At 46.7% G+C, this 17,750-nt stretch carries 14 protein-coding genes and 1 pseudogene; 8 read left to right on the forward strand and 7 right to left on the reverse strand.

The window, feature by feature from the left end; translation table 11 throughout:
- Complete coding sequence (locus ACMVP2_RS14105) at nt 1-1,626, forward strand: vWA domain-containing protein (protein ID WP_416868108.1); 1,626 nt, start codon at nt 1-3, stop codon at nt 1,624-1,626.
- Nucleotides 1,627-1,786: 160 nt separating this feature from the next.
- Complete coding sequence (locus tag ACMVP2_RS14110; RefSeq protein WP_416868109.1) at nt 1,787-3,055, forward strand: replication-associated recombination protein A; 1,269 nt, start codon at nt 1,787-1,789, stop codon at nt 3,053-3,055.
- A gap of 50 nt (nt 3,056-3,105) precedes the next feature.
- Here the strand turns inward: ACMVP2_RS14110 and ACMVP2_RS14115 are convergent, their stop codons facing one another.
- From ACMVP2_RS14115 to ACMVP2_RS14125, 3 genes are all read right to left on the reverse strand, one after another.
- Nucleotides 3,106-3,597 carry a GNAT family N-acetyltransferase gene (locus tag ACMVP2_RS14115; protein WP_416868110.1) on the reverse strand — a complete coding sequence of 164 codons (492 nt, stop codon included), beginning with the start codon at nt 3,595-3,597 and terminating at the stop codon, nt 3,106-3,108.
- A gap of 73 nt (nt 3,598-3,670) precedes the next feature.
- Nucleotides 3,671-4,120, reverse strand: coding sequence for a DUF6428 family protein (locus ACMVP2_RS14120; protein ID WP_416868111.1), 450 nt, complete (start codon nt 4,118-4,120; stop codon nt 3,671-3,673).
- A gap of 89 nt (nt 4,121-4,209) precedes the next feature.
- Nucleotides 4,210-5,247 carry a hypothetical protein gene (locus ACMVP2_RS14125; RefSeq protein WP_416868112.1) on the reverse strand — a complete coding sequence of 346 codons (1,038 nt, stop codon included), beginning with the start codon at nt 5,245-5,247 and terminating at the stop codon, nt 4,210-4,212.
- Nucleotides 5,248-5,406: 159 nt separating this feature from the next.
- On the opposite strand from ACMVP2_RS14125, the gene ACMVP2_RS14130 reads away from it, so the two are divergent.
- Nucleotides 5,407-7,119, forward strand: coding sequence for an alanine/glycine:cation symporter family protein (locus ACMVP2_RS14130; RefSeq protein WP_416868113.1), 1,713 nt, complete (start codon nt 5,407-5,409; stop codon nt 7,117-7,119).
- An 82-nt stretch (nt 7,120-7,201) separates the two neighbouring features.
- On the opposite strand, the gene ACMVP2_RS14135 is transcribed toward ACMVP2_RS14130, so the two are convergent.
- Nucleotides 7,202-8,443, reverse strand: a complete 1,242-nt coding sequence (locus ACMVP2_RS14135) for an MFS transporter (protein ID WP_416868114.1) — start codon at nt 8,441-8,443, stop codon at nt 7,202-7,204.
- Between the two features lie 152 nt (nt 8,444-8,595).
- On the reverse strand, nt 8,596-9,846 hold the full coding sequence (locus tag ACMVP2_RS14140; protein WP_317489531.1) for an ABC transporter permease: 1,251 nt from the start codon (nt 9,844-9,846) through the stop codon (nt 8,596-8,598).
- Nucleotides 9,847-9,970: 124 nt separating this feature from the next.
- Here ACMVP2_RS14140 and queA point away from each other — a divergent pair, with 124 nt between their 5' ends.
- Together queA and ACMVP2_RS14150 are read left to right on the forward strand one after the other, a co-directional pair.
- Complete coding sequence (gene queA / locus ACMVP2_RS14145; RefSeq protein WP_151996350.1) at nt 9,971-11,017, forward strand: tRNA preQ1(34) S-adenosylmethionine ribosyltransferase-isomerase QueA; 1,047 nt, start codon at nt 9,971-9,973, stop codon at nt 11,015-11,017.
- A gap of 82 nt (nt 11,018-11,099) precedes the next feature.
- Nucleotides 11,100-11,789 carry a 2-C-methyl-D-erythritol 4-phosphate cytidylyltransferase gene (locus ACMVP2_RS14150; RefSeq protein WP_416868115.1) on the forward strand — a complete coding sequence of 230 codons (690 nt, stop codon included), beginning with the start codon at nt 11,100-11,102 and terminating at the stop codon, nt 11,787-11,789.
- A 46-nt stretch (nt 11,790-11,835) separates the two neighbouring features.
- Here the strand turns inward: ACMVP2_RS14150 and ACMVP2_RS14155 are convergent, their stop codons facing one another.
- Nucleotides 11,836-12,057 (reverse strand): DUF2795 domain-containing protein, encoded by a 222-nt coding sequence (locus tag ACMVP2_RS14155; RefSeq protein WP_039751840.1) that lies wholly within the window; start codon nt 12,055-12,057, stop codon nt 11,836-11,838.
- 216 nt (nt 12,058-12,273) lie between these two features.
- The gene (locus ACMVP2_RS14160) at nt 12,274-13,659 is read right to left on the reverse strand and encodes a DUF349 domain-containing protein (protein ID WP_339784965.1); all 1,386 of its coding nucleotides are present in this window, start codon (nt 13,657-13,659) and stop codon (nt 12,274-12,276) included.
- 121 nt (nt 13,660-13,780) lie between these two features.
- Here ACMVP2_RS14160 and ettA point away from each other — a divergent pair.
- The 3 genes and pseudogenes from ettA to ACMVP2_RS14175 all read left to right on the forward strand — a co-directional run bounded on the left by ettA (nt 13,781) and on the right by ACMVP2_RS14175 (nt 17,714).
- Nucleotides 13,781-15,465, forward strand: a pseudogene (ettA, locus tag ACMVP2_RS14165) (energy-dependent translational throttle protein EttA).
- A gap of 150 nt (nt 15,466-15,615) precedes the next feature.
- Nucleotides 15,616-16,374, forward strand: a complete 759-nt coding sequence (locus ACMVP2_RS14170; protein ID WP_416868116.1) for a 3-keto-disaccharide hydrolase — start codon at nt 15,616-15,618, stop codon at nt 16,372-16,374.
- Nucleotides 16,375-16,385: 11 nt separating this feature from the next.
- Complete coding sequence (locus ACMVP2_RS14175) at nt 16,386-17,714, forward strand: Gfo/Idh/MocA family protein (RefSeq protein ID WP_416868117.1); 1,329 nt, start codon at nt 16,386-16,388, stop codon at nt 17,712-17,714.
- Nucleotides 17,715-17,750 lie beyond the last annotated feature (36 nt).

The following is a 17,750-nucleotide window of genomic DNA, read 5'->3' on the forward strand; positions in this document are numbered from 1 at the left end:
GTGGTCGGAAGAAAGTTGCTGGAGGTGAGGATGAAAGCTGATCCCAGCTGGAAGCCGACCATTGCACCGAAACCGGAACTAAAGGAAGTGGCTGACGAAGAAGAGATTGTCTTTGATATGGCGGTTAGTCAACCCATGGAAAGAAGCATGAAGAAGTCGATGGCGATGGGAGCGGCTTACAGTACAGCCTATCATATGGAGCCTGCACCTGTGGTTCACAACACCGAAGGCTATGCTACCATCCACGAGAACGTTTTCCATCAACCGCTGAACGAACCGCTTTCTACTTTTTCTATCGATGTCGACGCAGCTTCTTACTCCAACATGCGAAGATTCCTGAGCCAGGGCCAAAAGCCCCCGGTAGACGCCGTCCGCATCGAAGAAATGATCAACTACTTTGATTATGATTACCCACAGCCTGAAGGCAGTGATCCTTTTTCCATCAACACCGAATTGTCTTATGCTCCATGGAATCCAAAACACTATCTGGTGCACATCGGCTTGCAAGGCAAAGTGATCCCAACCGACAATCTACCTCCAAGCAACCTGGTATTTCTGATTGATGTGTCAGGTTCAATGAGCGATCCCAACAAGCTGCCCTTGCTGAAGTCGTCTTTCAAACTGTTGACGGAGCAATTACGTCCGGTTGACAAGGTAGCTATCGTGGTGTATGCTGGTGCGGCTGGTCTTGTGCTCCCTCCAACAAGCGGCAGCGACAAGCAAACCATCATGGAGGCATTCGATAAACTACAGGCAGGTGGGTCGACAGCAGGTGGTGCTGGAATACACCTGGCTTACAAAACGGCGCTCGAAAATCTTGTAGAAGGTGGAAACAACCGGGTGATCCTGGCCACGGATGGCGACTTCAATGTGGGCGAGTCAAGCGATGCAAGCATGGAAAGACTGATTGAGCAAAAAAGAAATGATGGCATCTTCCTAACCGTTCTTGGCTTCGGCATGGGTAATTACAAAGATTCCAAAATGGAAATCCTTGCCGACAAGGGAAATGGTAACTACGCCTACATTGATAATATTCTGGAAGCCAAAAAAGTGCTTGTTAATGAATTTGGAGGCACCCTGTTCACCATAGCCAAAGACGTGAAAATACAGGTGGAGTTCAACCCCGCTAAAGTGCAGGCCTACCGCCTGATTGGTTATGAGAACAGGCTTTTGAACAAAGAAGACTTCAATGACGACAAGAAGGATGCCGGGGAATTAGGCTCAGGCCATACAGTAACCGCTCTTTACGAAATCATACCTGTGGGAGTCAACAGTAGCTTTTTGCCGGTTGATCCTTTGAAGTATCAGCAGAATACCGTCGTACCTGACGCTGCTAAAACAAATGAGTTGATGACAGTGAAGCTCCGCTACAAGCAACCTGATGGCGACACCAGCAAGCTTTTGGTGAGCACCATCATGGACAAGCCAACAGCCAAAACGTCGGAGAATTACAGGTGGTCAGCTGCGGTGGCAGGCTTTGGCATGATGCTAAGAAACTCTGAGTTCAAAGGTGACATTACCTACGACCAGATAGTGTCGCTGGCTACTGAAGCCAAAGGCCAGGATAAAAACGGTTACCGCATAGAATTCATCAATCTGGTGAAGTCGGCGATGTTGCTGAACTAAACTAAGTTTCAGATTTTCGTTGCGCCTCTGCTCCATGGCGAGAAACTATTTCTCCTGGATGCAGAGGCTTTGTTTTTTACCGGATTCATGCTTGTGCTACACGACTGTTTAGATCAAATTTGCTTACTTTGTTTTCCCGGTAAAACGCCAAAACACCAACATGTTCCAAAACACTTTTCCCCTCGCCGAACGTATGCGCCCCACCACCCTCGATCAGCTGATCGGGCAGGAGCACCTGGTGGGAGAGAAAGGTATTTTGAGAAAAGTGATCCTTTCCGGGCAAATTCCCTCGATGATCTTTTGGGGACCTCCTGGTGTTGGCAAAACCACCATGGCCAATATCATTGCCAATACTCTGAAGGTACCTTTTGAAACGCTTAGCGCTGTCAGTGCCGGCGTAAAAGATGTGAGGGAGGTCATTCAGAAGGCCAGGCCTGGCATTCGCACAGTGTTGTTCATTGACGAGATTCATCGGTTCAATAAATCGCAGCAGGATGCGCTATTGGGGGCTGTGGAGAAAGGTAAAATCACACTCATTGGTGCCACAACCGAAAATCCCAGCTTTGAAATCAACTCGGCCCTGCTCAGTCGCTGCCAGGTGTATACCTTGAAGGCACTTGAAGTAAAAGACCTTGAGAACCTGCTGGCGAACGCCATGAAGGCGGACGAAAAATTGAAGGACAGGAAGATCAAGTTGAAGGAGAAGGCAGCTTTGTTCCGACTATCAGGCGGCGATGCCAGGAAACTTTTGAATTTGTTTGAACTGGTCACTGACCAGTATCCAGACGACCCATTGGAGATTACCGACGAGATGGTGACCAGCACCGCCCAGCAGCGGATCAGCATTTACGACAAGTCGGGCGAGCAGCACTACGATATTATTTCTGCATTCATCAAGTCCATCAGGGGCAGCGATCCAAATGCGGCGGTTTATTATTTAGCTCGGATGATTGAAGGAGGTGAGGATGTGAAGTTCATTGCCCGGCGCTTGCTCATTCTGGCCTCGGAAGATATAGGCAATGCCAATCCAAACGCTTTGCTACTGGCTACTTCCACTTTTCAGGCGGTCACCATGATAGGGTACCCGGAATCACGCATCATCCTTTCTCAATGCGCCACCTATCTGGCCTGTTCCGCAAAAAGCAACGCCAGCTACGAGGCCATCAACAGCGCCATTTCCCTTGTGAATCAAACAGGAGACCTTTCTGTTCCTTTGGCTATTCGCAATGCGCCTACGAAACTGATGAAAGACCTCAATTATGGTAAGGACTACCAGTATGCCCATAGCCACAAAGGCAACTTTGCCGAGATGGAGTTTTTACCCGAAGAAATCAAAGGCACGAAACTATACGACCCCGGAAAGAACGCTCGTGAGGAAGAAATGAGAAAGCAGCTGAGGACTTTGTGGAAAGAGAAGTACGGGTATTAGCGGTGGTGCCCACAGCGTCAGCTGGTGGTACCACCTTTAAAACAACTGCATTATTCCACCGTCTTACTCCTTCTTTCTAACAGCACAGTGTCTCTCCATATCCCATGTAGCTGGGCAACCTTTTCCCTATAGCCAATTTCCCTGAAGCCCATGCTTTTGTGAAGCGCTATTGTCGCCACGTTATCCCTGAAGACCGAAGACTGCAAAGTCCAGAAGCCCTCCGACTCCGCCGCAATGATCAATTCCTGAAAGAGCAACTTCCCCAGACCTTTTCCCCTAAAATCATTCTTGACGTAGATGCTCACCTCAGCCACGCCTTTGTAAACCTGTCGTTTCGAGACTGGACTTAGTGCCGCCCAACCGACTACATGCTGATTTACTTTGGCAACCAACCGGCACTCCTGAATATGCCCGGCATCCCAATTTTCCCAGCCAGGGCTTTGGGTTTCAAATGTCGCCAGCCCTGTCTCAATGCCCTCCAGGTAGATGCGCTCCACTTCTGGCCAGTCGGAGGGCACCATTTCAGCTATCTCAGTTTTCATTCGAAGCAATTTTTAGTGCCAGGCACAATCTTCAGTTGGCGCTGGCGGCACATTTCAACCAAGCTAGCAAAAATCAATTACAGCACGATGCCGCTGACAAAGCAAGTTCGAGACTTGGTTTGCAAACCGTAGGCTGAGCATATAACTTGATGCGCAGCGTGTCCTCATCATTTTCTATTTGTTCCACGCTGTAAACCGACGTTCTAAGTGCTCCGTGGCCCCATTCAAAAAACACTTCCGCTTCCTTGTCCATTGTATCTTTGGTGTCAACCAAATCTAATATGGAAAGTGCCTTGTCGGTTGTCCAGGGCTTCCTCAAGGTCTCCAGGTCATTTACGTAGAGTTGAATAACCGTCTGATTGAATGCCAGTTTTCTGCCTCCGCAATCTACCGACGTAATCTTTTGGTTCTTTACCTCCGTGATGTGAAAAGTGGCTGGAACGAATTTTCCTGGTGCGTACTCAAATTCAAGCTGCCTTCCTTTTTCTGCCCTGAGCAACGATAGTAGTTCTTGTGTTCTCATGATTAATCGTATTATTACGATGATTAGTGATAAAAAATATGCCGGACTGCCCGGTAAGTCTGTTAATCGTAATATTACGATACAATGTTTCATTTTTCTGTCATTTTTTTTAGTAATGTGTATTCTAACCATAGTGTGTGATTCCACGCCGGACATGAATGGGCGATGTGAAAGAGCTTTAGCTGGCCAATGCTCTGGAGCCATCCGGGTCTTACGGCTGACAACATTGTTCCATAAAACCACGGGGAATTTTGCAAGTCAGCATCTAGTCTGTCATCAGCGATGGATTTTGTTGGCGAGGCGCCAAGTCTCATCAAACTGATGCAATACTGCATTGCCCGGAATTCATTTTTTTCTGCCTTGAGGAGCTCTTCCAGAGACTTTTGCAGCGTGCTGAGAAGGTAAGTGTCGTCATTCTTTGACACCCACCTGGCAAGGTGATAGGCAATAACGGCCGTGTCGGGATAGTAAGGAGCTACCTTATACGGCGCCGTCACATACAGAGCCTCCTCTATTATTTTTTTTATGTGTTCGTCCGACTGTCTGGTGAACTCGGTGGGCTGCAGCCCCCGAAACAGGCTTAGTAAATTGACTATGGCACAGGTGTCCGCTACCCAGGGCATTTTATCTCCCAGCCATGCAGCATATACCTTGGGCTGTTGTGGGTAGTATTTGATGAAATGTTTTTCAATGTCTTCCCGCAGAGTTAATAGTGTGTTTTGGTCGGCTGACAGGGCTTTATAAACCAGGGCCGTATCGTCAATATCATCAGGCAGGCGGAAGAAGTCGAATCGATGCAGAAACCTGCCATTGGGGAAAGGCAAGTCAGGATCGGTTGGCCAGAAGTTGTAGTGCATGCGGCCCCGGCGGCTTTTGTAGAGAGGAAAGGTGCCGACAATTCCGGCGACAATCTTGTCAGCCCGTTCGGTTTGGGAAGAGTTCATCAGGCGCTTCCATTCCAGCAGTTTACTTGCGATCAAAGCCGGAAAAAAGACATTGGGGTCAGTGCGTTTGATTTGAAATAACGGGTAGGTTCGAAACGATGGGATGCTACCAACTGGTAAGTCGAAATTGGCGGCTTCCAGCTGCTCCTCTTCAAGAAGGGTTAGCCAATCGTCTATTTTCATTACTATTTCTGTCACAGAGCAAATTAACGGTCTTTAGCTTCTTGAAGTACGGTCAAACAGGCTTTTTATATAATGCTCCTTTCACCAGAAGCTATTATTCTTATTTTTGTCGATTGTACAAAACTCATTCCCAACGATTCTACTATTAACCTATCCCGTATGATGCAGCAAATCAACGATTTTCTGGTTCTTATCGACAGCTTTATCGGCAGTGCCGATTGGTTTGTTTACTTCCTGCTTGGAACCGGCCTGTTCTTCACCATTTACCTCAAGTTTCCTCAGATACGCTTCTTCCGCCACGCACTGCGGGTGGTGTCAGGTAAATACGACAAATCTGACCTGCCCGGCGATACTTCCCATTTTCAGGCGCTTTCAACGGCACTTTCGGGCACTGTAGGCACCGGAAACATTGCAGGCGTGGCCCTGGCTATCCACCTTGGAGGTCCTGCTGCCCTTTTTTGGATGTTGATGACTGCTGCCCTGGGCATGACCACCAAATTTGTGGAGGTAACACTTTCTCACAAATACCGGGAAACTGTTGCAGATGGCTCACAAGCAGGCGGCCCCATGTATTATATGAAGAATGCCAATTTCATGCTGTTTGGCAAAAAAGTAAGCCTGGGCTGGGTGGCAACCCTTTTCGCAATAGCCACCGTTCTTTCCTCATTTGGTACAGGCAGCTTACCTCAAATTAACAGTATTTCCAATTCGGTATTTGCCACTTTTGGCATTGAGCATTGGATCACCGGCCTTGTGCTTTCTATTTTCCTTGGCATGGTGATCATTGGAGGCATCAAAAGAATTGCGGCGGTTACTTCTAAGCTGGTACCAGCCATGGCAATCATTTACTTCATTGGAGCATTTGCTGTTATTTTCTACAACGCCGGCAATATCATCCCTTCATTTGTATCGATTTTCGCTGATGTGTTTACTGGCTCGGCTGCCACAGGCGGCTTTTTAGGTGCTACGTTGGCTTATGCATTTAATAGAGGTGTGAACAGGGGCTTATTCTCCAACGAAGCAGGTCAGGGTTCTGCACCTATTGCTCACGCTTCCGCTAAAGCCAACGAGCCTCTTTCGGAAGGTATGGTGGCCATTCTGGAACCTTTTATTGATACAATAATCATCTGTACCGTTACTGGCCTTGTGCTACTCTCAAGTGGCGTTTGGAATGAAAAGCACCAAAATGTTTTTCAACAAACGGACATGTTTGTGCTTAACGGCGTTTACGACGAAAATAATCCGCAGGATCAGGAAAAGCTCTTCGGACACCTTACTAACAAAGGCGCTGTTGCCTTATACAACGGTGACCTGAATGTGCAGGATGGCTCGGTGACCAACAACCTGTCAATCATTCACTCACGCTCCATAGCCGAAGATGTAAAGATTTCAAAAGCTGGCAGCCCTTTCACCGGATCTGTCAAAGTGCAAAACGGTAATCTTGTTGATCCTTCAGGCGACCTTTTGGTCGAAGGAAAATCGCTGGTACATAGCGCCCCACTTACTACCATCGCCTTTACCAGGAGTTTCTTTGGAGATGCGGGACAGTATATTGTCGCTATTGGGCTTCTGCTTTTTGCTTTTAGCACGGCTATTTCCTGGTCGTATTATGGCGACAGAGCCATGACCTTCCTGCTCGGGCCTAAGTCAGTAATGCCATATCACATCATTTATACCATCGCCTTTTTCTTTGCTTCTTTTACCGACACCACTATCATCTGGACATTGTCAGGCATTACCATTGCGCTGATGACCATCCCCAACCTGATAGGCATTTTGTGGCTGCGTAAAGAAATGCCCCAAATCATTAAAGACTATGGCGAATTCTTCGACAAGAACTTTCCTGGCATGAAGCATCCTAAATTCAAGTAACGCTTCGGGGCCTTGACTAAAAAAGCCTTCCGTTTCACTTAAAAACGGAAGGCTTTTCATTTCAGAGCCATGTATTTTCTTGTCAGGCTTCAGCAAGCGCTTCCTTTTCTTTTGCTATAACAGCGTCGTCAGCCGCCAATTGCTCAACAGACTTAATTCTTGAACCAAGGAAAATACAAACCACAGTAACGGCAATGGCAAAATAACCCACCCAGTTGTACCTGGCCAGGCTTCCCCCGTTGTCAATCACAATCACTCCGGCAATCAGTGAGGCCAAGCCAGCCGCCAGCTGCTGTACCGATGAGCTAATGCTCATGAAACTCCCTCTGTTCTGTGGTTTCACCGAAGAGGTAATCATTGCCATGGCTGGGATCATTCTGCCTCCACCAAGAACAAAGAAAAGTCCGGTTACCACCAAAGCCGCCGCCACTGGCACAGGCGGCATATGTGTGATCAGAAAGACGGGAATAATAGCAGCACTGGCGCACACAATGAAGACAGTCTTCTTCCCGAATTTATCAGCAAGCCTCCCAATCAAGGGAGAGGTGAAAATGGTCAGTCCGCCGCCTACCAGGTAGATATAAGTAATTTGATCACCCTCAAAGCCCACATTTCGAATCATGTAAGGAGCAATAAATGGGATAATCGAGAACTGCCCCAGAATTAACGTTAGCATAAAAAGCAGTGCCAGCTTCTGATTGGGTAGCGAAATGGCATTTGTCAGTACCTTGGCGGGGCTGGGTCGATCCGATTTTTTTACCATATGTCCCGTGAGTGAAGGGATAAATTTGAATATCGCCAGGGTAATCAAAGTGCCCATGCCAGCCAAAAGCAAGAATGGAGCGTGCCAACTAAACTTCTCTGCGAGGAAATAACCAAAAGGCACTCCTGCCACCGATGCCACCGAAAAGGCAGCCATCACAATTCCCATCCCTTGCCCTCTGCGCTCATCCGGCACCACATCGGCCACCACCGACAAGATCAATGCACCCAATACACCTCCAAAGGCGCCAGTTAGGCTTCTTGCAAAAAGAAGAACGACGTAAGTTGGAGCAAGTGCACAGGCAATGGTGCCGACCACAAACCCCACATTAAGAAATAGGAGCGCCTTTCTTCGGTCAAATCTATCGATGACAAAGGCCGCCACAAATCCGAATATACCTGCTGTAAATGTATAGCTGGAGACAATGAGGCTGAATTGCTGGGGAGTAATTTCAAATACTTTCATGAGCAAATCCCCAAGGGGCATAATGATCATGAAGTCCATAATATGAGTGAAATTTATTCCGGCAAGGGTAAAAAGGATGATTTTTTCCTTCGACATGATAAAGTTAGATCAGGCTTTGGTGAGCAAAGCATATTCAACACGTTTTGGCACCAAACAGTTGCCAGCTATATGGAAAAAAATAAGAAAACAACATACTGGTCACATCAGCAAGGAGCTTGTGAACAAATTGTTAGGTGAGGTATGTGCTTTTACTGCGTTCGAATAGCGATAACAGGATCCAGCCTCGAGGCGGTTGCAGCAGGTATGATGCCCGAGGCCATGCCTATAACAGCTGATACGCCCAGGCCAAGAATAATATTGCCTACCGTAAGCTGCAGGTCGAGCGTGCCCAGGCTCACAAAGGATATCAGATATACCAGGAAGATACCAGTTCCGCCTCCAATCACGCTGAGGAAAATCGCTTCGAACAAGAATTGAAACAGGATAAAGTAGTTTTTGGCACCGAGTGATTTTTGAATACCAATAATATTGGTTCGCTCTTTTACGGACACAAACATGATATTGGCAATACCAAAACCACCTACGAGAATGGAGAAGCTTCCAATGACCCAACCTGCAACACTCAGTACGTCAAAAGTCGAGCTGATAAAGTTCACCAGTGCTTCGGGGCGATTGAGTGCAAAGTCATCTTCCTGCTTCGGCTTGAGCCCCCGCCTTTGGCGCATGAGTCCTCGTAGCTCATATTCGAGCTCAACCAATCCGATGTCTGAAGATTTACCCTTGGCAGTAATTGATGAGCCTATTCCATCTCTGGCTCCGCTATAGTAGAGCTTAAGAAATGTCTTATAAGGAACGTAAATATTGTCGTCGTTGCTGGGAGTGCCCAAGAATCCCTCACCCTCTTCTTTTATAGTGCCAATCACGTAGTACTTCAGGCCTCGCATGGCTATTGTTTTGCCTACAGGATCTTCGTAGGGAAAAAGATCTTTCGCAATTCGGGCGCCAATAATGGCCACATTGCGGGCGGCATCGGCTTCCAGTCGGGTAAAATACCTGCCTTTCTCGAGAGGTATTTCATATACATCCTTATGGTCAAAAGCGACGCCCATAAGATCGGAGGAGGTCGAATTATTTTTTTGTTTGGCTGTTACACCACCTCTTCGGGCGGAGATAGTTATGGCTTCAAAGCTGTCGCCATTTTCCAGCAGAAACTGATAGTCAGCATAGGTAGGCTGTGGCCGATTCATGTACTTCCACCAGGGATATGGCCCGCCGCCAAACCCATACGGCCATTTCTCGACGTTGATATTGTCTGACCCAAGAAAGTTAAGGCTGTCTTTAACGCTGCGTTCAAGGCTGTCCACAATCGTGAACACGGCAATGATGGCGAAGATACCAATGGTCACCCCTAATAAGGAAAGAACTGTTCTCAGTAGGTTGGACCTAAGAGCGTTCCAGGCAAACCTGAAGCTTTCGAGTGTTAAGCGGATGATCAGCAAGGCTTTTTATTTTATTAGTTGACATTCAATACAAATAATTACATCGTACTGAAACTTTCTATATCTTTGCATCCTTTATTTGATGGACTACCACCTCCTTCACAATTTAATACCGTAATATTAAATGAAATTATCAGAATTTAAATTTGACCTCCCTGCGGGGCTGGTTGCCCTCTATCCCTCTGAAAACAGAGATGAATCTCGTTTAATGGTTTTGCACAGAGATTCAGGAAAAATTGAACACAAAACTTTTAAGGACATAGTTGACTACTTCGATGAGGGGGACAACTTTATCATTAACGACACAAAGGTTTTCCCTGCCAGGTTATACGGTAACAAGGAAAAAACAGGTGCTAAAATTGAAGTATTTCTTCTAAGAGAACTCAACAAAGAGTTGCACTTATGGGATGTGCTTGTGGATCCTGCACGTAAGATCAGGGTTGGCAACAAGCTCTACTTTGGTGATGGAGACCTTGTCGCAGAGGTTATTGATAACACTACTTCAAGAGGAAGAACCATCAGGTTCCTTTATGATGGCGAAGGCGTTGACTTCTATAAGATGATCGATACGCTTGGAGAAACACCACTTCCAAAGTACATCAAAAGAAAAGCTGAGCCAGACGACAGAGAGCGTTTCCAAACTATTTACGCAGAGAATGTTGGAGCAGTAGCAGCACCTACAGCAGGTTTGCACTTCACCAAGCAGCTGATGAAGCGCCTGGAGATCAAGGGTGTGGAAATCAACCCTATTACGCTGCACATTGGCTTGGGCACTTTCCGCCCTGTCGACGTTGAAGACCTGACCAAGCACAAAATGGATTCGGAGAACTTCTTCGTACGCCAGCCAACAGTGGATATGGTCAACAAGGCCATCGACGAGAAAAAAAGGGTGGTGGCAGTAGGCACTACGGTGATGAGATCGCTGGAGTCGTCAGTTTCTGCCAGCAACCGCTTGAAGCCTAATGAAGGCTGGACGGATAAGTTCATTTTTCCTCCCTACGAATTCAAGATTTGCAACGCTTTGATTTCTAACTTCCACATGCCTGAATCAACCCTGTTGATGATGGCGAGCGCTTTCGGAGGCTATGACCTCGTGATGGAGGCCTACCGTGTGGCAATCAAAGAAAAATATCGTTTCTTCAGCTATGGCGATGCCATGCTGATTCTGTAACGAAGCAGATTTCTTTTAAGAAGCTCCTGTTTACAAAACTTCGGCGTTATCTTTCGAAGGTTTAACAAACAGGAGTTTTTTTATGCCTGAAAAGTACGTGATCATAGTAGCGGGAGGCTCAGGAAGCAGAATGGGCAGTACGCTGCCCAAGCAGTTTTTGGAGGTAAACGGCCGCCCTATACTCATGCGTACAATCGAAGTGTTTTTCTCGTTCGATCCTTCTATAGCCGTCATTCTGGTGTTGCCTCCAAGCAACATGGCTCTTTGGAAAGAGCTCTGCGAAGAGCATCGATTTTTGCCGGCACATCAAATAGTGGCGGGTGGTGCTTCCAGGTTTCAGTCAGTGAGAAATGGGTTAGAGCACTTGCCAGACAAAGGACTGGTGGCCATTCACGATGGAGTACGCCCGTTTGTGTCGGCTGAGGTTATTGCTCGGGGCTTTGAAGTAGCATCGAAACAAGGCAATGCGATAGCCTCCTTACCACTGAAGGAGTCGATTCGGGAAGTTTCTGGCCCTGGTAGCAACTCGGCAGCACGTGATCGGTCCAAATACAGATTGGTTCAAACCCCCCAGACATTCGACATTGGCGTGATCAAGATGGCTTACACGCAGCCCGAAAGCCCCCTGTTTACCGACGATGCCAGCGTGGTGGAGTCGGCTGGGGAATCAATAGTGCTTATTGAAGGCAACGAAGAAAATATTAAAATCACGCATCAGGCCGATTTACTGATTGCGGAGGCGTTGCTGAAAAATAAAAAAAGCCCGATATAAGCTACCGGGCCATAATTTTAGCCATTATTTCTATTGACGACGGGTATTAATACTCGTCCTCGTTGAAAAAGAAATCTTCTTTGGTCGGGTAGTCCGGCCATATTTCTTCAATGCTTTCGTACGGTTGACCATCATCTTCTAGCTCTTGCAGGTTTTCTACTACTTCTAGTGGTGCTCCTGATCTAATGGAGTAGTCAATTAATTCGTCCTTGGTGGCGGGCCATGGGGCGTCTTCAAGATACGAAGCCAGTTCAAGTGTCCAATACATGATCTATACCTCCAATTTTGTTCTGTTTTTCAAATAGTGCGCAAAATTAGTCATCAGTTTTTGTAATCAAAGGCCTTTATTAAATTTCTCATACACAATAAGTTAAATCGGCTCTGAATTGCAGGAAAGAGGCAAAATAGGCATGCCCAATCGCAGCGCTGATGGCTTCATTTTATGGATAAATACAAAATTATCCAATAAAAGTTTCAAAAAGCTTCAAATTTGATCCAGCGACACTTTCAGCTCTTGTAACAGCTGCCTTTTCACAATCACTTTGCGCTTCTGGTTGAGGTATTTATTGTGAAGCATCTTGTCGAATGCCTGTTTGGTGGCATTGAGCCTGTCAAGATTTTCCTGATAGGTCTGCAAATCCTGCTCGTCTCTTACCAGAAGGTCACGAATAAGCTTCATCTTGAATCGTGTCTTCTCCCGATTGTTCTTCTTGGTGTATTCAGGGTCTTTGTTGGCCGCCAGGTTTTCGAGAAAAATTCTCTCCTGGCCCCGATCACAGAGAATCAGGAAGTGCTCTGTTACTTCTTTGGCTCTTTCTTTTGGCACCATACCAATGCCCTTCCATATCTGCTGCAGTTTTCTAAGCTCGTCCACGCTTTCACGGGTGCCTAAGTCAGCCAGTGTTTCCGCCTCTTGAATAAGCGCAACCTTTCTTACCAAATTACTCTCAAGCTCCTCAGGAGATGGCATCACATTAGGCCGGGCGCTGTAGGCTGGTCGGGCTCCGTCTTGGGGCCTGCCACCACCGCCGTACATTGTCCTTGCAGGAGGCCCGCTGCGCCCTTGAAAGCCACCCCTGCTTTGAAAGCTTCCCGATGGTGCGTCTGGTCTGCGGAAGAAATAGTTGGTGTGATACCGCAAATCCTTGTCAAGTCGGCGCTTTTCTCTGGCTGGCAGCTCACCCACGTTTCTCCACTCCCTTTGAATCTCACGAACCCGGTCAATGGTACCTGGCTCGGCTTTCTTTGGTTTCAACGATTTCAATTCGTTGATATAGTCTTCGCACTTTTGAATGCGAACATCAAATGCTTTTCTTCTGTCTTCAAAATAGACCTGCTTTCTGTCAAAAAAGTCAGTAAGCTTCGTTTGAAAACTTAAATCCAGTTCAGCGTTTATTTCCTTTTTGGCATTTCCCGTTTTGATCCAGCGATCCTTCACGTCGAGCACTTTATCAGTGGCTTCCCGCCAATCGCTTTCGGCCAGTGCCTGATCCAATTCTTCCAGTAAAGCTGTTTTTATTTCACTATTTCTTTCCCTGTTTTTGGCAATGGCTACATTCAAATCTTCTTCCAGCACCGTGAGCCTTTCAAAGAGCGGATGGTAGTCTCCCAGTCCGTCGTAGTTGCCAAGGGATTCCTTCATGTGAAGGAGCTTCATAAGGTACGAGCCCTTATTTTCGCTTTCGTTGATGGCTTTTTCGAGCTCATCAATCTTCTGTACGAGGTGTTGAAAGCGATCCAAAAAGTATTGGATGGTTTTCTCTTCACTTTCTTTTACTTCGCCAATTTGCCTGTCAGAAAATTCCATGTAGGCCGACAGGTAAACTTTTTCGTCTGCTATATACCCAAAGGGTATGTCTCGTCTTTCCAAGTTCCTAAATAATTATAATGTTGCGGATAAATGAGCATTTGGTGCAAAATAACTAATATAAATCAAAGATGAATCATTGGTAATAATTTTTACCATCTTTGAATCAATAATACCCTATACAATGAGTGCAGAAAAAATAATCTTTTCAATGGCGGGTGTGAGCAAAATTCACCCCCCGAAAAAACAGGTTTTAAAGAACATTTACCTTTCATTTTTCTACGGTGCCAAGATAGGTGTCCTTGGGTTGAACGGTTCAGGCAAGTCTTCGTTGCTTAAAATTATAGCAGGGGTAGACAAGGAGTTTCAGGGGGAGGTAGTTTTCTCGCCGGGATACACCGTGGGAATGCTGGAGCAGGAGCCGCAGTTTGACCCCAATAAAACCGTAAAAGACATTGTGGAAGAAGGGGCTCAGGAGATTGTTGATTTGCTAAAGGAATTTGAGCTAATCAATGAAAAATTTGCAGATCCGGAGGTGCTTGACGACCCCGACGCTATGGATAAGCTGATTCAGCGCCAGGGAGAGGTGCAGGAGAAACTTGACCATGTAAACGCCTGGGAGTTGGATAGCAAGCTGGAGATTGCCATGGATGCCTTGCGGACACCTCCTGGTGACGCCCTTATCAAGAACCTTTCTGGCGGTGAAAAAAGAAGAGTAGCGTTGTGTCGCTTGCTTTTGAAAGAGCCGGACGTGCTATTGCTGGATGAGCCTACCAACCACCTTGACGCCGAATCGGTGCATTGGCTGGAGCAGCATTTGCAGAACTACAAAGGCACGGTCATCGCTGTGACCCACGACCGTTATTTCCTTGATAATGTAGCGGGTTGGATACTTGAACTTGATCGTGGTGAAGGCATACCATGGAAAGGCAACTATTCATCGTGGCTGGAGCAAAAGCAGGATAGAATGGCCAAAGAAGAAAAGACGGAGTCTAAAAGACAAAAGACCCTGCAGCGTGAGTTGGAGTGGATCAGAATGTCACCCAAGGCTCGTCAGGCGAAAGGAAAGGCTCGTTTGAATGCCTACGATAAAATGGCAGGCGAGGAAGTCAAAGAAAAGGAAGCCAAGCTGGATCTCTTTATTCCTAACGGGCCGAGACTCGGCAATAAAGTCATTGAGGCAACGGGGCTTTCAAAAGCATTTGGTGACAAGCTTCTTTTTGAGAACCTGTCGTTCGCATTACCACCAGCTGGCATAGTCGGTATTATTGGGCCTAACGGTGCCGGTAAAACGACGCTCTTCAAATTGATAACCGGAAAGGTTCAGCCCGATGCCGGGTCATTTGAAGTCGGCCCCACTGTGGTGACTGGCTACGTTGACCAAGAGCACGATAACCTTGATCCTAACAAAACGGTTTGGCAGACGATCTCCGAAGGAAATGAATTGATTGAGTTGGGTGGTAAGCAAATCAACTCCCGGGCATACGTAAGCAAGTTCAATTTTGCGGGCAATGCCAGGAGAAAAAGGTTGGCATACTTTCCGGTGGTGAAAGAAACCGTGTGCACCTGGCGTTAACACTGAAAATGGGGGCCAACCTGTTGCTGCTCGATGAGCCGACTAACGACCTGGATGTGAACACCCTGCGAGTGCTTGAAGATGCCTTGGAAGATTTTGCAGGCTGTGCCGTCATTATTTCTCACGACAGGTGGTTCCTGGATAGAATTTGTACACACATACTGGCATTTGAAGGAGATAGCCAGGTTTATTGGTTCGAAGGCAACTATACTGACTATGAGGAAAACAGAAAAGCTCGACTTGGGGGAGATATTATCCCTACCAGAATCAAATACAGAAAAATGACTAAGTAGCGGTTGAAAATTGGATAATGTTTCCTCAAGAGTTATTTTGAAGCTGCTGGTTTTTGGCAGCTTTTTTTATTGCAAACAACGGGAAAGGATGAACGGTATTCTCCTGAGCCTTATATTTTATTACCTTCATAGATTCAATCAGGTATGAAAATGAAAAACACGACACTAACAACACTCTTTGTATTAACAATTTTTGGTTTTACTCAGTCTTGCGCTCAAAATCAAACTGTCAAACTGACTGATCAGGAGATCAGCGATGGATGGAAATTACTGTGGGATGGCAAAACCACCGAAGGTTGGAGAGGAGCCAAGCTGGATAAGTTCCCGGCGAAAGGCTGGCAAATGAAAGACGGCGTTCTGACCATATTGGCAACCGACGGTGCTGAAGCAGCAGGCCCTGGCGACATTATTACTAACAAAACCTACGGCAATTTCGAGTTGCAGCTTGAGTTCAAAATTACTCCTGGAGCCAACAGCGGCATCAAGTATTTTGTGGATCCTGAAATGAACAAAGGGTCAGGTTCAGCCATTGGCTGCGAGTTTCAGGTACTTGACAACGAGCTGCACCCGGACGCTAAAATGGGTGTAAACGGAAATCGTACATTATCGTCTTTGTACGATTTGATTACAGCAGAGAATCTTTCTGATCCGGGCCAGCCAGTGCCATTCAATGGTGTGGGCACCTGGAATACTGCAAAAGTTATTTCAAAGGATGGCCATGTTGAACACTGGCTGAACGGCACAAAGGTCGTGGAATACGAGCGCTTTTCGCAAATGTTCCGGGCTCTGGTCGCTTATAGCAAGTATAGCAAATGGCCGGAGTTTGGCAGGTGGCCAGTGGGTCACATCCTGCTTCAGGATCACGGAAACGAAGTGAGTTACAAGAATATTAGAATCAGAGAACTATAAAATTAACTGAGATGCCTACAAATAACGAGAGAAGAGAATTTATTAAAAAGACGGCGTTAGGGACCGTCGGGCTTTCATTCGCCATGTCGGCCAGAAGCTACGGCTCCATTCTTGGAGCCAACGATCGGGTAAACTTTGCAGTGGTGGGAGCCAATAGCAGGGGCAGGGCCCATATTTCGGCCATTTCGAAAGTGAACAATGCCAGCCTGGGTTACTTGTGCGATGTTGACTCCAGAGTATTTGACTCAGCAGGCGCTCACATAGAAAAGGCAATGGGCAAAAAAGCGAAAACAGAGAAAGATTTTCGTAAGCTCCTTGAGAACAAATATGTTGACGCCATTACTATAGCCACCCCTGAGCACTGGCATGCACCGATGGGTATCATGGGTGCCAACGCTGGCAAACATGTATACATCGAAAAGCCTTGTAGCCACAATCCGAATGAAACGGGTATGTTGGTTGCATCACAAAAGAAAAACAAAATTGTGATGCAAATGGGTAACCAGCAGCGCTCAGGGTTAGCGTCAAAGGAAGCCATGAGTGACATCAGAAATGGAATTATCGGCAAAGCCTATGCTTGTAAAGCCTGGTATGCAAATGCTCGCAAGTCGATAGGTGTGGGCAAACCTGCTCCGGTGCCTGAGTGGCTGGACTGGGAGCTTTGGCAGGGGCCGGCACCCAGGAAGGAATACAAAGACAACGTGGTGCATTATAACTGGCATTGGTTCAAACACTGGGGCACTGGCGAGCTGCACAATAACGGTACGCACGAAATAGACATTAGCCGCTGGGCACTTGGCGTCGATTATCCAACGAAAGTATCCTCTTCTGGTGGCCGTTATGCGTTTCAAGACGATTGGGAATACTATGATACTCAGATGGTCAACTACGAGTTTGAAGGTGGTAAAATGATCACGTGGGAAGGAAGAAGTTGTAACGGGTTTGACGTTTACAACAGAGGCAGAGGCGTAACCATCCATGGCACAGAAGGAACAATCCTACTCGACAGAAACTCCTATCAGCTATTCGACATGTCCGGTAAGCTGGTGAAAGAAGTGAAGGAAGGCGCTGAAAGCGCTACGACCAACACAATGGGCGAGGGCATTTTGGATGTGTATCACTTCAATAATTTTGCCGATGCTATTCGTGAAGGCAAAACTTTGAACGCACCAATTGCCGATGCTTCTATTAGTACTCAGCTTTGCCACTTTGGAAATATTTCTCAGGAAACAGGAAGAACCCTGAACATTGATCCTGCTAAAGGGCAGATCTTGAATGACAAGGATGCGCTTAAAAATTGGAGCAGAGAATATCAGAAGGGCTGGGCTCCGGTTGTTTAAGTTTCATTGTTGAAAAATTGACTTATTAGTTGGAAA

Source organism: Imperialibacter sp., assembly GCF_048007035.1.
Classification (GTDB): domain Bacteria; phylum Bacteroidota; class Bacteroidia; order Cytophagales; family Cyclobacteriaceae; genus Imperialibacter.